Below are 13,637 nucleotides of genomic sequence, written 5' to 3'. Positions count from 1 at the left end.
TGCTTGGTGGAGAAGCCTGCGGCGTTCTCCACCCTACGATCCACCGGCGGGGGGTTAGAAGTTCGCCGGTGTGGTCGCGCTGATCAGCACGCAGGGCGCATCAAACGGATTGCGGAAGCGATGCGGCTGGTTGCTGTCGAAGTAGTAGCTGTCGCCGGTCTCCAGCACATAGACCTCGCTGCCTACGGTCACTTCCAGCTGGCCGCTGACCACGGTGCCGGCTTCTTCGCCTTCGTGGTTGAGCATGTCCGGGCCGGTGTCAGAACCCGGCGGGTAGGTCTCGTTGAGGAAGGCGAAGGCGCGGTTTGGGTGGCCCTTGCCAACCAGTTTCATGGTCACTTCATTGCTGCCGATGTCGAGCAGCTCGTCGGCGCGGTAAATCACCTTGCGTTGGCTGTCTTGCTCCAGCTCCAGCGAGAAAAAGTCGACCAGCGACATGGGGATACCGGAGAGCACTTTTTTCAGGGAGCTGACCGAGGGGCTGACGCTGTTCTTCTCGATCATGGAGATGGTGCTGTTGGTGACGCCGGCGCGCTTGGCCAGTTCACGCTGGGACAAACCCTTGAGTTTACGAATGGTTTTGAGACGGGCACCAACGTCCAATGGCTGCTTCCTCCGGCAAATCATGGGAGTGAACGCACGGACGGCGTTCCACCGGGAGGATAATTGCACGGCTGTTCAGAATTTTCAACGGCCGTGCAGTTCCATCAGTCTCGATAGTGACGGGGTACGCGGTTCAGGTTGCAGAACAGCTGATAGGGAATGCTGTCGGCCCAGCGGGCGACTTCGCTGGCGTTCAGGCCGTCGCCCCAGAGGGTAACTGCGCTACCCAGGCCGCTGGCGGGCAGGTCGGTCAGGTCAACCGTCAGCATGTCCATCGACACTCGACCAATCAGCCGCGTGCGCTGGCCGTCGACCAGCACTGGCGTGCCGTCTTTGGCGTGGCGCGGGTAGCCATCGGCGTAACCCATGGCAACCACGCCAACCCGGGTCGACCGGGGGGTGATAAAGCGCGAGCCGTAGCCGATGGGCTCTCCGGCCGGCAGCTCGCGCACGGCGATGATGCGTGAGGTCAGCTGCATCACCGGGCGCAGCTTGGCGGCGTTCTCCTGCGCGAACTCAAACGGCGTGGCGCCATACAGCATGATGCCAGGGCGCAGCCAGTCGTGATGGGCTTGCGGCCAGGCCAGGATGCCGGGTGAGTTGCACAGACTGGCTGCGCCCTCAAGGCCGGCGGTGGCGGCGGCAAAGGTGGCCAGTTGTTGTTCGGTCCGCCCGGTTTCGGGCTCGTCGGCGCGGGAGAAGTGGGTGATCTTGCTCAAGCTGGCCACCTGCGGCAGGGTGGCCAGACGCTGCCAGACGCTGGCGTATTCATCGGGGCTGAAGCCGACGCGGTGCATGCCGCTGTCGAGTTTCAACCAGATGTGCAGTGGGCGGCTAAGGGTGGCCTCCTGCAGCTGCAGCAGTTGCTCTTCATGGTGCAGCACGGCCCAGAGGTCGTGCTCGGCCAGCAGTGGCAGCTCCTCGGCCTCGAACCAGCCCTCCAGCAGCAGGATCGGCTGGCGGATGCCGGCGGCCCGCAGCTCCAGTGCCTCCTCTATGCAGGCCACGGCAAAGGCGTCGGCGCTACCCTGCAAGGCCTCGGCGCAGCGCACGGCGCCGTGCCCGTAGGCATTGGCCTTGATCACCGCAAAGGCGCGGCAACCGGATAGGGATTTGGCCAGTTGGTAGTTGTGGCGCAGGGCAGACAGGTCGATCAGGGCGTGGGCTGGGCGCATGACAAGGCATCTTGAATAAAAAAGACGGGGCAACGTGCCCCGCCAGAATATCAGACACCACTGAACGCGTGGGAGCGGTGACTGAGAGGGTGAACAAGTGTTGCCGCAACCTCAGGGCAGTGCAGCGACGACCGACATCTCGACCAGAATCTCCGGCTCGCACAGCTTGGCTTCAACGGTGGCGCGGGCCGGTGCGGTGCCAGCCGGCAGCCACTGATCCCAAACACCGTTCATGGCTTCAAAGTCGGCGTCGATGTCTTTCAGGTAGATGGTCACCGACAGGATCCTGGTCTTGTCGGTACCGGCTTCGGCCAGCAGCTTCTCGATCTCTGCGAGGGTGCTGCGGGTCTGCTCGGCGGCGCCTTTGGTGAGGTCGTCATCGGCGGCAACCTGACCGGCAAGATAGACCGTGTTCTGGTGAATCACGATCTGACTCATGCGGTGGTTAGTGTGCAGACGCTGGATGGCCATGGTGCTGGTGTTCCTTGTGGTTGGAGTAACGGTCAAAGCTGTAATCGCCGGCGTTCAGTGCGGGCTTTTCACCGGACAGCAGGTCGGCCAGCAGTTTGCTGGAGCCGCAGGACATGGTCCAGCCGAGGGTGCCGTGCCCGGTGTTGAAATACAGGTTGCGCAGGCTGCTGGCGCCGATGATCGGCGTGCCGTCCGGGGTCATCGGGCGAAAGCCGGTCCAGAAGGTGGCTTCGGCCACCTTGCCGCCCTGCGGGAACAGGTCGGAGACGACCATTTCCAGTGTGGCGCGGCGCTTCTCTTTCAGGCTGTCGTCAAAGCCGGTCAGCTCGGCCATGCCGCCCACGCGGATGCGGTCGGCAAAGCGGGTAACGGCGACCTTGTAGGTTTCATCCATGATGGTGGAAACCGGCGCCATCGCATCGTTGGCCACCGGGAGGGTCAGCGAGTAACCCTTGACCGGGTAGATCGGCAGGTCGAAGCCGAGCGGGCGGGCCAGTTTCGGTGAGAAGCTGCCAAGGGCCAGCACGTAGCGGTCGGCGGTCAGCAGTTCGCCGCTTTCCAGGCGCACGCCGTTGATCTGCGCGCCATCGCTGAGCAGTTCTGCAATGGCACAGTTGTAGCGGAATTCGACGCCCAGCTCGGCAGCCTTGGCCGCCAGGCGGGTGGTGAACAGGTGGCAATCACCGGTTTCGTCGTTGGGCAGGCGCAGGCCGCCGATGATCTTGCCGGCACTGGCGGCCAGGCCGGGTTCGGCGCGCACGCAGCCGTCACGGTCGAGGACTTCGTAAGGCACGCCGCAGCGTTCCAGCACGGCGATGTCCTTGGCGGCGGCATCCATCTGTTTCTGGGTGCGGAATACTTGCAGAGTGCCCTGCTCACGGTGTTCGTAATCGACGCCGCTGTCGCTGCGCAGATCCATCAGGCAGTCGCGGCTGTATTCGGCCAGGCGCATCATGCGTTCCTTGTTGACCGCGTAGCGCGCTGCAGTGCAGTTAGCGAGCATCTGTACCATCCAGCGGTACTGGTGCGGGTCGCTGGTCGGGCGGATGGACAGCGGCGGGTGCTTGGCCAGCATCCACTTGACCGCCTTGAACGGCACGCCCGGCGCGGCCCACGGGGCAGAGTAGCCGGGGGAAATCATGCCGGCGTTGCCGAAGCTGGTTTCCAGGCCGGCGCCAGGCTGGCGATCAACCACGGTGACCTGATGGCCGGCGCGGGCCAGATACCAGGCGCTGGTAACGCCGATGACGCCACTACCGAGGATGAGAACCTGCATGCTGTGCTCCCGCAAATGTGCTGATGAATTTGTTGTTGGGTGATATCGCTATTCTATGGCAAGTGATCTGGCCTGATTTTTCGTTTATTTTGCGTATTGCAGAGTAAGGTTCTTTTCAAAAGTTGTTTTTCAGGGGTATTTCATGAAAACCAGAAAGGCCTCCAGTCGCGAGCTGGATCGCATCGACCGCCATATCCTGCAATTGCTGCAGGAAGAGGGGCGGATGTCCTATGTGGAGCTGGGCGAGCGTGTGGGGCTGTCTACCACGCCCTGTATGGAGCGCGTAAAGCGGCTGGAACGGGAGAAGTTCATCCTCGGTTACGGCGCGCGGCTCAACCCGCAGAAGCTGCAGGCCAACCTGCTGGTGTTTGTCGAGATCAGCCTGTATTCCAAGTCGGCCGATATCTTTGATGACTTTCGCCGTGCTGCGACCAAGCTGCCGCACGTGCTCGAATGTCATCTGGTCTCGGGCGACTTCGATTATCTGATCAAGGCGCGGATTTCCGAGATGGCGTCCTACCGCAAGCTGCTGGGCGATATTCTGCTGCGCCTGCCCGGCGTACGGGAGTCGAAAAGCTATATCGTGATGGAAGAGCTGAAAGAGACGCTGGCACTGCCGATTCCGGAGTCAGACTGAGTGGGATTGTAGGGGCGCTGGTATCTGGTTATGCTGGCGTCAAATTTTATTTACGGTGTTTCACGATTTCAAACGCCATGATCGCAAACGGATAATCCCATGCTGCGCAGCGCAACCCATACCCACGAGCACGCCCCTTCTTATTACGCCGCCACCGCCAACCAGCAGCTCGGGCTGCCGGTTCTGCAGGGGGAGGAGCAGGCGGATGTCTGCATCGTTGGCGGCGGTTTTACCGGCGTTAACACGGCGCTGGAGCTGGCCGAGCGCGGGCTGTCGGTGGTGCTGCTGGAAGCGCATCAGATCGGCTGGGGCGCCAGCGGCCGTAATGGCGGTCAACTGATTCGCGGCGTTGGCCATGACGTTGACCGTTTCGAAAAGCAGATTGGCGCCGAGGGTGTGCGTAGCCTGAAGCTGATGGGTATCGAGGCGGTCGAGATCGTCACCGAGCGCATTGCGCGCTTCAATATCGACTGTGATCTGACCATGGGCTACTGCGATCTGGCCAACAAGCCAGCGCACATGGAAGGCTTTTTGGCTGATCGTGAAGAGCTGCAATCACTGGGTTATCGCCACGAGATGACGCTGATCGAGCGCGAGCAGCTGCACAGCGTGGTCGGCTCCGATCAGTATATCGGCGGCATGACCGATATGGGTTCCGGCCACCTGCACCCGCTTAATCTGGTGCTGGGCGAAGCCGCCGCTGCTCGTCAGCTCGGCGCTCGGCTGTTTGAACATTCGCCCGTCAGCCGCATTGAGTATGGCGACACCCTGACCGTACACACGGCCACCGGCCGGGTGCGGGCCAAGCAGCTGGTGCTGGGCTGCAATGCCTATATGGGGCAGCTCAACCCCAAGCTTGGCGGCACGGTGATTCCGGCCGGCAGTTATGTGATTGCCACCGAGCCGCTGGGCGAGGAGCGCGCGCGCAGCCTGATTCCGCAGAACATGGCGCTGTGTGACCAGCGGGTGGCGCTGGATTACTACCGCCTCTCGGCGGACCATCGCCTGCTGTTTGGCGGCGCCTGTCACTACTCCGGCCGTGACCCGGCGGACATTGCCGCCTACATGCGGCCGAAGATGCTCAAGGTGTTCCCGCAGCTGGCCGATGTGAAGGTCGAGTTCCAGTGGGGCGGCATGATCGGCATCGGCGCCAACCGCTTGCCGCAGATCGGCCGGCTCGATGAGCAGCCCAATGTATTCTACGCCCAGGCCTACTCCGGCCACGGCGTCAACGCCACCCACCTGGCAGCCCGCCTGCTCGCCGAAGCCATCGCCACCCAGGCCAGTAGCGGGTTTGATGTGTTCGCCAAGGTACCGCACCTGGCCTTCCCGGGCGGCCAGCGCTTGCGCGCGCCGCTGCTGGCGATGGGGATGCTGTGGGAGCGGACCAAGGAACTGTTTTAGCGGGCCGGCGCTGGGGCACCGGCGGCTGAAGGCTTGAAGCTGAAGGCTGGAAGTTAGAAGCAGCCTGAGCTGTTGCAGTGACTGGATCTTGGCCGCTATCAGGCAAGGTTGCTTGAGCACGTTTTTGAATGGCGTGCACCCTGTCCAGCCTCCAGCCTCCAGCCTCCAGCCTCCAGCCTCCAGCTGGCCTAAACCTCTACCAGCCCCCACGGCAGCTCTGCCACCTTGGCCGGCTGTGCGCTGAGGTCGATCAGGTCGCCGTTGCCGGGGATCAGGCCGCCCAGTCCCAGTTCGCGGCCCAGCGCCATATGCGCCTGCTGGTGATAAAGCTCGCCGTGGACCGGCAGCAGGTAGCGGGCCTTGAGCCAGCCGTACAGCTGGCGCAGGTCGTCCTGCGGGGGATGGCCGGAGGCGTGCACCTGGGGCTGCAGGTCGTCGTCGATCAGCTCGACGCCCTGCTCTTTCAGACCCTGCTTGATGCGCTCCAGCGCCGCCTCGTTGCCGGGGATCAGGCGCGAGGAGAAGATGACGGTATCGCCCGGCTCCAGGCTCAGGTGCGGATGGCTGCCAGCGGCCAACCGGCCCAGCGCCGCGCCCGGTTCGCCCTGACTGCCGGTGCACACCCACAGCTGCTGCTCGCGCGGCAGATGGCCCAGTTCCCATGGGCCGATATAGCCGGGTCGCGCGCGGAGGTAGCCCTGAGCGCGCCCGATGCTGTGCATGTGGGTGAGGCTGCGGCCCAGCAGCGCAGCATAGCGCCCGCAGTCGAAGGCGATATCCGCCAGGCTGTGCAGGCGCGCCAGATTGCTGGCAAAACAGGTGACGATAACGCGCTGGCGACAGGGCCGGATAGCATCCTGCAGACCGTTTTGCACGGTGGCCTCAGACCGGCTGGCGCCGGACACCGGGGCGTTGGTCGAGTCGCCAACGACAACGTCAATGCCGTCACGTCCCAGCTGCTGCAGGCGTGCCTGCGCGGTCAGCTCGCCAACCACCGGATGGTTGTCCAGCTTCCAGTCGCCGCTGTGGTACAGGCGTTTGCCGGCGACCTCCAGCACGATGGCATGGGACTCGGGGATCGAGTGGGTGACCGGAATCCATTCGGCCTGAAACGCGCCGATGCCGATGGGCTCAAGCGGACGAATCTCCTGCAAACGCGGCCAGGTCAGGCCCGGGTCTAGCTTGGCGCGAATCAGCCTGGCGGCAAAGGGGCTGGCGTAGATCGGGCACTCCAGCGCGCGCCAGAGGTGTGGAATAGCGCCGATGTGGTCTTCGTGACCGTGGGTGATGAGAATCGCCGACAGCGTGATGTCATAGCGTTCCAGCGCGGCCAGACTGGGCACCGAGACGGCGTTGCGACCGCTGGGTGTCGGGTTCAGGGCAAAGCCGCAATCTACCGCAATCCACTCGCCGGCCGAACCATACAGATAGAAGTTGGCGCCGAACATACCCGCGCCGCCCAAGGCCACAAACCAGGGGCCTGGCTGGCGGTGGAGTTGGTCGAAGCGGGCGCGCATGGGGAAACCTTATGTTGGGTGTGAAGCGGTGTACTGCGCGGCTGGAAGCTCGAGGCTGGAGGCTGGAGGCTTAAAGCAGAGCGAGTGGCTACCAACGATTGTGCTCATAATAGGGTGCTTGACGCGGTCTGGCCAACCAGCAAGACTGATTTGCCTTCAGCCTTCAGCCTTCAGCCTTCAGCCTTCAGCCTTCAGCCTTCAGCCTTCAGCCTTCAGCCTTCAGCCTTCAGCCGCTGTTATCCAAAAAACCAATAGCAGACGCCAATGGCGGTGAGCATACCGGCCAGATCAGCCAGCAGCGCGCAGCCGAGCGCGTGGCGCACGCGGCTGATGCCGATGGCGCCGAAGTAGACGGCAAGCACGTAGAAGGTGGTTTCGGTGCTGCCCTGGAAGGTGGCGGCCAGCTGGGCCGGGAAGCTGTCGACGCCAAAGGTGTTCATGGTTTCGATCATCATGGCGCGCGAGCCGCTGCCCGACAGGGGTTTGATGAAGGCGGTTGGCAGGGCGTCGATAAAGCGGGTGTCCCAACCCAGCCCTTCGACCAGCCAGCGGATGCCGTCGAGCAGTGCATCCAGCACGCCGCTGGCGCGCAGCACGCCGACGGCCACCAGCATGGCGACCAGAAACGGCAGCAGCGAGATGGTGACCTCAAAGCCCTGTTTGGCCCCTTCGATAAAGCTGTCGTAGACGTTCACCTTGCGCAGCGCGGCGATCAGCAAAAAGGCGATGACAATGCCGAACAGAGTGAGGTTGCCGACCAGTGTAGAAGTGGCTGCCAGCGCCTCGGCCGACAGGCCAGCCAGGGTGGTCAGCAACAGCCCGAGGGCGACGGCGCCGCCCGCCAGATACGCCAGCACCACCGGGTCCCAGAGCCGCAGGCGCTGAATCAGCGCGACGCTCAGCAGGCCAACCAGACTGGAGGCACTGGTAGCCAGCAGGATCGGCAGGAACACTTCGGTCGGGTCGCTGGCGCCCTGCTGCGCGCGGTACATGAAGATGGTGATCGGCAGCAACGTCAGCGACGAGGTGTTGAGCACCATGAACAGGATCTGCGCGTTGCTGGCGGTGTCCTTGCTCGGGTTGAGGCTCTGTAGCGAGTGCATGGCCTTGATGCCGATGGGTGTGGCGGCGTTGTCCAGACCAAGCACATTGGCGGCGAAGTTCATGGTGATGTGCCCCAGCGCCGGGTGCCCTGCTGGCACCTCCGGCATCAGGCGGCGAAACAGCGGTGTGAGCAGGCGGGCCAACTGATTGATCAGCCCCGCCTTCTCGGCAATGTTGAGAAAGCCGAGCCACAGGGTCATGGTGCCGACCAGCACCAGAATGATGTCCACACTAAGCCGTGCCATATCGAACAGCGCGGTGACCAGACGGCTGAACACCTCGGCGTCGCCCAGCCCTAGCCATTGCCAGAGTGCGGCAGCAAAAGCGCTGATGAAAAAGCCGAGCCAGATCCAGTTCAGCATGCCTGATCAGTCCGCGGCGGTGCAGGGTGGCAGGCGCGGGCTGAGCTGAGCCTGATCCGGCTGATACCACTGGGGCGTGGGATCGTTGAGCAGTGCGCGGCCCTGCTCTGGTACCAGCGCGGCCAGCAGCGCGGCTGTCTCGCTGTCGGGTAGCCCGTCAAAGCGCGCTGGGCGAAAGCGCATCTGGAAAGCGGCGATCACGTTGCGGGTGGCCTCATCCAGGCTGCCGTGGCTCGGTACGGCGTAGCCCCAGCGCTGCAGTCCTTGCTGGAACCAGGCCACCGAGGGTGTGCGGCCCATCAGCCAGTGGCGCATCACGTCGGTGCGCTGCGGATCAGCGCGGGCGGCTAGGCCCGCCGCTTCCAGTTGCGCCCACGGAAACAGCGGGCCGGGGTCGACCTTGCGCTGTGGCGCGACGTCGCTGTGGCCGATGAAGGCGTCCGGTGGTAGCTGGTGGCGTTGCTGGATGTCCTTGAGCAGATCGATTAACGCGTCGATCTGCGGCTGCTGCCAGGGGTGCCACTGGCGGCAGGTTGCGGTGTCGGTGTAGCCGGGCTGTACCAGCTCGATGCCAATCGAGTTGGCGTTCAGCCAGGTGCGGCCCTGCCAGCTGCTGTCGCCGGCGTGCCAGGCGCGGCGGTTTTCATCCACCAGCTGATAGATCACCGGCTCACCGTCGCTGATCAGGTAATGACTGCTGACATCGCGCTGGGTCAGGGTGAAGAGTGAGCGTTCGAAACCGGACGAGGTGTAATGCAGTACCACGTACTGCACGCGGCTGTCCTGGCTTTTGGCCTGGTAGCGGGTGTTGATGCTGGGAGACGTGCTACAGCCGGCGAGCAGCAAGGCTGACAGGGCGGCCAGAACCAGGCGGTATCGGATCAGCATACTCATGGATTCGCCGCGTGCACCACCCTGTTGCGGCCCTGCTCCTTGGCCTGGTACATCGCCTTGTCGGCGCGATCGAAGGTGCTGTCCAGGGAGTCGTTGGGCAGGAACTCAGTGGCGCCAATGGAGATGGTGACCGGCACTGGCTCGTTCTTGAAGTGAAAGGGTGTGCCGGCGATGCCTTCGCGCAGCTCTTCCAGCGCCACAACGCCTTGTTCGGGGCTAATGCCGGGCATCAAAATAACAAACTCTTCGCCACCGAAGCGGCCGATAAAGTCGGTCTTGCGCAGGCGGCGTGACAGCTGCTGGGCAATCAGCCGCAGCACCTTGTCGCCGGCCAGGTGTCCGAAACGGTCATTGATCGACTTGAAGTTGTCTACATCCAGCACCACCAGCAGCAGTCGGCCGCCGTAGCGCTGCCAGCGTTCAAACTCCTCGTCCATGCGCTGTTGCAAGCCGCTGCGATTGGCGAGCCCGGTGAGGGTGTCGACCATCGCCTGCTGGCGCTGTTCCTCCAGGTGTCGGCGGAAGGTTTGCGCTTCCAGCTCCATCACCTGGATGCGCTCGACCATGGTGGACAGGCGCTCGGCGACTTCGTTGTCGCGCTGCTCGCGCAGGGCGCGGGCTTCATCAATGTTATCCAGCAGGCTGTTGAGGCGGGTTTCGACGTTGGCCTTCAGGGTGTTCAGGTCGTCGGCAGCGCGCACGTTGTCGTTGATCAGCTCCACCTGTCCACGAATGGCGCCGGCCAGCTCGCGCTCGGCATCCAGCGAGCCGCTGTAACTGCTCTGGGCGTCTTCCAGGTTGCCCTGGAACTGGCTAAGACGCTGGTTGAGCTGCTGCAGATAGCGCTCGAAATCCGCCTGTCGGCTTTGCTGAGCGCCCAGTACCAGCTCGCAGAGCGAGTCCAGTACGGCGGTCAGCTCGTACCAGTTAAGGCCTTTGCTGACCTGGTCGCGTAGCTGGTCACGGGCGTTCTGCTGGCGTTCCAGCACCTGTAGCTCGCTCAGCAGGCGCAATAAAATCGATTCGATATGGGCGGCCAGCTGCGAAAAATGCTGCTCTTCGCCACTGATATTGCCGCTGGGCACCGCTTCAACGCTGGCCGGGGGTTCCGGCGCCGGGGCGCTGGCAAGCGGGGTGTCGTCGGCAGTATCGATTTGCTTGTCGGCAGCGGCCGCTTGGCCGGCTCGCTCCTTGCGGCCCAGCAGTCGTGACCACAAGCCACCAGCGGCGGCAGGCTGTTCCTGCTGCAACGTTTGGCGTTGCAGGTGCTGCAGCTCGGCCAGCCAGGCCGGTAGCAGGCGCGGCAGATCGGCCTGCTCATCGAGCTGACGATCAAGCTCGCGCAGGCTGCGGGCCACCTCTTTCGGTGGGTCGCATTCGTGCAACTGCTCAATCAGCTCCTGCAGTGCCTTGATGGTTTCGATGGCGCGTTGCTGGCGGGTCTGGTCGGCGGCGAGCACGGCGCGTTCCAGGTCCGGTAGCAGCTCGCCCAGCAGGTGAACAGGGGCTTCTGCGCGCAAGGCGCGACGTAGCTCGTTTAGTCGTTTATCCAGCAAGGGATCGATGCCGGCGGCGGCAATGCTGACGCGAACCAGGCCACGCTTGAGCAGCTCGGTCTGCTCGTCAGGCTCGATATCGTGGTGCGAGCCGTTGGCGCTTAACTGGGTATCCGACATGGGGGCTCCGGGGGTTAATTACCAGAGATTATAGGGAATGCGGGCAGGCTGGCTAGTCTGCGCAGTGCTTGTTGCAGCTCAGCCAATCAAGCGGTGCTGCTCTGCTTCCCGGGCCTAGGATGAGGGGGACAGGTCGGAGGGCGTCGGGTCCTGACACAGGCTGCTCGGCAGCTTGATATGCATGGCCACCGGCAGGTGATCGGAAATGGCTTGCGGTAGTACGTCAACCCGGGCGATTTCCAGGCTGGGGCTGATCAGAATATGGTCCAGCACGCGCGCCGGGCGCCAGCTGGGATAGGTGCCAGGCAGGTCGGGCGCCTGCAGGTTGGCGCCTTTGAGCGGAGAACACTCTAGCAGGTCTTCGGCGTGGGTGTTCATGTCACCCATCAGCACCACATGGCGATGGTCGGCAATGCGCTCGCGTACGTAGGCCAACTGGTTTGCCCGTCCTTTGGGACTCAGCGCCAGATGCATCATGACCACCAGCAGCGAGTCTTCGCCCTGTCCGAACTGTGTCAGGATGGCGCCGCGTCCAGGCAGTATGCCTGGCAGCTTGTGATCTTCGAGCAGGTCCGGGGCAAAGCGACTGAGTAAACCATTGGAATGCTGAGCGAAGCGCCCGAGGTTGCGGTTGAGTTGCTGGTACCAGTAGGGAAAGCCGCTTTCGCGGGCGAGGTGCTCAACCTGGTTGACGAAGCCGGAACGCAGGCTGCCGCCGTCGACCTCCTGCAGCGCGACCAGGTCAAACTCGCCCAGCAGCTGTGCTACCCGCCCCAACTGCCGCTGGCGCCCGGCGTGCGGTAGCAGGTGCTGCCAGCTGCGGGTCAGGTAGTGGTGATAGCGTTGGGTATTGATACCGACCTGGATATTGAAACTCAGCAGGCGCAGCACATCGGGTAGTGGCTGTCGGTCGGTGGCGCACAGGTCATTGGTACGCAGCTCACCCGGCGCCATGTGGCCCCGGGTAGTGCGGCGACTGTTGATGTTGCCAACCGACAGCATGGATCAGCGCTGTGCTGCCTGGCGTTCCTGCTCGATCAGGTATTCGGCAATCTTCATCATGTTTTCGTAGCTGCCGGCCATCTGACCTTCGATGCGGTACTTGCCGTTGATAATCAGGCAGGGCACCCCGGTGGCGCGGTACGAACGGGCCAGGCGGCTGGCCTGGTCGATGCGGCTTTTTACGCCGAAAGAACTCCAGGCCTTGCGGAACTCCTCTTCGGTGATGCCGTAGTCTTCCAGGAAGTCGATCATGGCGTCTTCACTTTCCAGGCGGTTGCCCTGCTTGTGAATAGCGTTGAATACCGCGTCGTGGGTTTCTTCCAGCTTGCCCAGGCTGTCCAGGGTGTAGAACAGCTGGCCATGGGTGTTCCAGTTGCCGCCAAACATCGCCGGCACCGGGCGGAAGTTGACGTCGTCAGCAAGGGTCTTGCTCCACTCGGTAACGAGCGGGTTCAGGGTGTAGCAGTGCGGGCAGCCGTACCAGAACAGCTCTGCTACCTCGATTTTGTCAGGGTCGGCGGTCGCGGCCGGCGTCGGCAGCACGACGTAGTGTACTCCAGCCTGGTATTGGGCCTGCTGGGCTTGGGCCAGGGCAAAGCTGCCGAGCAGCCAGATCAGGGCAACGCTGAACAACGCACGCATGTAAGACTCCAAAACGGGGATATGACAGATATGAGACCCGACAGTAGAACAAAGATTCCGCGATTACCAGACACAAACCTGCGAGCACAAAAAAGGGCGGCCAATGGCCGCCCTTTTTTTGTTACAAGCCCTTACGCTTAACGCAGGCCCTGGATATAGGCGGAAACCGCTTCGATATCCTTGTTGCTCAGGCGGCTGGACACGGTCTGCATGATCGCGGCTTCACCGTCGTTGGTGCGGTTGCCCTCGCGGAAGTCGGTCAGCTGCTTGGCGGTATAGGTGGCATGCTGGCCGGCCAGGCGCGGATAGGAGGCGGGCGGGTTACCCTTGCCGGTCGGGGAGTGGCAGCCGGTGCAGGCCGGCAGGCCCGTTTCCAGGTTGCCGCCGCGGAAGATGGCTTCGCCGCGTGCGGCCAGGGCCGGGTCGGCAGCGCCCAGGGTCATGCTTTGGGAGGCGAAGTAGGCGGCGATATCAGCCATGTCCTGCTCGTTCAGTCCAGCCAGCATGCCGGTCATTTCAACAACGGTACGGCGGCCTTCCTTGATGTCAGTCAGCTGCTTGAGCAGATACTGTTCGCCCTGACCAGCCAGCTTCGGGAAGTTGGGGGCCGGGCTATTGCCGTCCGCGCCGTGGCAGGCGCCACAGACAGCGATCTTGCCTTGACCTGCTTCTGCGTTGCCTTCCAGAGCATGCGCGCTCGTGGCGACACCCAGGGTCAGCAGCAGACTAACGAGTAATTTATTCATCGGCTAATCCAATAACGGCTAAAAGAAAACGTGTTGGCCTTGCCTGCTGTCCGGCCTTGTTGACCGCGTTATCCAGCGCAGGCTGCCTTGATTTTGTGCTCATGCTAGCGGCGCACTGGCCCTGGCGC

Annotated in this window: 13 protein-coding genes; 2 read left to right on the top strand and 11 right to left on the bottom strand. The window is 63.2% G+C overall.

Annotation, left to right across the window (positions count from 1 at the left end):
* Positions 1-54 precede the first annotated feature (54 nt).
* From HV822_RS07730 to HV822_RS07715, 4 genes are all read right to left on the bottom strand, one after another.
* Positions 55-603, bottom strand: coding sequence for a cupin domain-containing protein (locus HV822_RS07730; RefSeq protein ID WP_238873219.1), 549 nt, complete (start codon positions 601-603; stop codon positions 55-57).
* Positions 604-707: 104 nt separating this feature from the next.
* Positions 708-1,778: an alanine racemase gene (alr, locus tag HV822_RS07725; protein ID WP_238873218.1), complete on the bottom strand. Its 1,071-nt coding sequence runs from the start codon at positions 1,776-1,778 to the stop codon at positions 708-710.
* Positions 1,779-1,889: 111 nt separating this feature from the next.
* Complete coding sequence (locus HV822_RS07720) at positions 1,890-2,249, bottom strand: RidA family protein (protein ID WP_238873217.1); 360 nt, start codon at positions 2,247-2,249, stop codon at positions 1,890-1,892.
* Positions 2,224-3,525 (bottom strand): D-amino acid dehydrogenase, encoded by a 1,302-nt coding sequence (locus HV822_RS07715; protein ID WP_238873215.1) that lies wholly within the window; start codon positions 3,523-3,525, stop codon positions 2,224-2,226. The genes HV822_RS07720 and HV822_RS07715 overlap by 26 nt, the downstream gene beginning before the upstream one ends.
* A gap of 142 nt (positions 3,526-3,667) precedes the next feature.
* Between HV822_RS07715 and HV822_RS07710 the strand changes: the two genes are divergently transcribed.
* Both HV822_RS07710 and HV822_RS07705 read left to right on the top strand, forming a co-directional pair.
* The gene (locus HV822_RS07710; protein WP_083725688.1) at positions 3,668-4,162 is read left to right on the top strand and encodes an Lrp/AsnC ligand binding domain-containing protein; all 495 of its coding nucleotides are present in this window, start codon (positions 3,668-3,670) and stop codon (positions 4,160-4,162) included.
* Positions 4,163-4,261: 99 nt separating this feature from the next.
* Positions 4,262-5,566, top strand: coding sequence for an NAD(P)/FAD-dependent oxidoreductase (locus HV822_RS07705; RefSeq protein ID WP_238873213.1), 1,305 nt, complete (start codon positions 4,262-4,264; stop codon positions 5,564-5,566).
* A gap of 188 nt (positions 5,567-5,754) precedes the next feature.
* On the opposite strand, the gene HV822_RS07700 is transcribed toward HV822_RS07705, so the two are convergent.
* The 7 genes from HV822_RS07700 to HV822_RS07670 form a co-directional block, all read right to left on the bottom strand.
* Entirely contained in the window at positions 5,755-7,083 is a 1,329-nt protein-coding gene (locus HV822_RS07700; protein ID WP_238873212.1) for a ribonuclease J, read from the bottom strand.
* 236 nt (positions 7,084-7,319) lie between these two features.
* Entirely contained in the window at positions 7,320-8,549 is a 1,230-nt protein-coding gene (locus HV822_RS07695) for a nucleoside recognition domain-containing protein (RefSeq protein WP_238873210.1), read from the bottom strand.
* 6 nt (positions 8,550-8,555) lie between these two features.
* Positions 8,556-9,437, bottom strand: coding sequence for an N-acetylmuramoyl-L-alanine amidase (locus HV822_RS07690; protein ID WP_275419428.1), 882 nt, complete (start codon positions 9,435-9,437; stop codon positions 8,556-8,558).
* A gap of 2 nt (positions 9,438-9,439) precedes the next feature.
* Positions 9,440-11,119: a sensor domain-containing diguanylate cyclase gene (locus tag HV822_RS07685; protein ID WP_238873208.1), complete on the bottom strand. Its 1,680-nt coding sequence runs from the start codon at positions 11,117-11,119 to the stop codon at positions 9,440-9,442.
* A 114-nt stretch (positions 11,120-11,233) separates the two neighbouring features.
* Positions 11,234-12,121: an endonuclease/exonuclease/phosphatase family protein gene (locus HV822_RS07680; protein WP_238873206.1), complete on the bottom strand. Its 888-nt coding sequence runs from the start codon at positions 12,119-12,121 to the stop codon at positions 11,234-11,236.
* Between the two features lie 3 nt (positions 12,122-12,124).
* Entirely contained in the window at positions 12,125-12,763 is a 639-nt protein-coding gene (locus HV822_RS07675) for a thiol:disulfide interchange protein DsbA/DsbL (RefSeq protein WP_238873204.1), read from the bottom strand.
* A gap of 137 nt (positions 12,764-12,900) precedes the next feature.
* On the bottom strand, positions 12,901-13,509 hold the full coding sequence (locus HV822_RS07670) for a c-type cytochrome (RefSeq protein WP_238873202.1): 609 nt from the start codon (positions 13,507-13,509) through the stop codon (positions 12,901-12,903).
* Between the last annotated feature and the right edge of the window lie 128 nt (positions 13,510-13,637).

It is taken from the genome of Halopseudomonas maritima (assembly GCF_021545785.1).
GTDB classification, from domain to species: Bacteria; Pseudomonadota; Gammaproteobacteria; order Pseudomonadales; family Pseudomonadaceae; genus Halopseudomonas; species Halopseudomonas maritima.
The sequence above is the reverse complement of the archived record's forward strand: the minus strand, read 5'-3'. Positions and strand labels throughout refer to the sequence as shown.

Bases quoted from the DNA above. Each gene is read 5' to 3' on its own strand.
- HV822_RS07695 (WP_238873210.1), bottom strand. From the start codon at position 8,549: ATGCTGAACTGGATCTGGCTCGGCTTTTTCATCAGCGCTTTTGCTGCC.
- HV822_RS07690 (WP_275419428.1), bottom strand. From the start codon at position 9,437: ATGCTGATCCGATACCGCCTGGTTCTGGCCGCCCTGTCAGCCTTGCTG.
- alr (WP_238873218.1), bottom strand. From the start codon at position 1,778: ATGCGCCCAGCCCACGCCCTGATCGACCTGTCTGCCCTGCGCCACAAC.
- HV822_RS07715 (WP_238873215.1), bottom strand. From the start codon at position 3,525: ATGCAGGTTCTCATCCTCGGTAGTGGCGTCATCGGCGTTACCAGCGCC.
- HV822_RS07705 (WP_238873213.1), top strand. From the start codon at position 4,262: ATGCTGCGCAGCGCAACCCATACCCACGAGCACGCCCCTTCTTATTAC.
- HV822_RS07680 (WP_238873206.1), bottom strand. From the start codon at position 12,121: ATGCTGTCGGTTGGCAACATCAACAGTCGCCGCACTACCCGGGGCCAC.
- HV822_RS07670 (WP_238873202.1), bottom strand. From the start codon at position 13,509: ATGAATAAATTACTCGTTAGTCTGCTGCTGACCCTGGGTGTCGCCACG.
- HV822_RS07700 (WP_238873212.1), bottom strand. From the start codon at position 7,083: ATGCGCGCCCGCTTCGACCAACTCCACCGCCAGCCAGGCCCCTGGTTT.
- HV822_RS07675 (WP_238873204.1), bottom strand. From the start codon at position 12,763: ATGCGTGCGTTGTTCAGCGTTGCCCTGATCTGGCTGCTCGGCAGCTTT.
- HV822_RS07720 (WP_238873217.1), bottom strand. From the start codon at position 2,249: ATGGCCATCCAGCGTCTGCACACTAACCACCGCATGAGTCAGATCGTG.
- HV822_RS07685 (WP_238873208.1), bottom strand. From the start codon at position 11,119: ATGTCGGATACCCAGTTAAGCGCCAACGGCTCGCACCACGATATCGAG.
- HV822_RS07710 (WP_083725688.1), top strand. From the start codon at position 3,668: ATGAAAACCAGAAAGGCCTCCAGTCGCGAGCTGGATCGCATCGACCGC.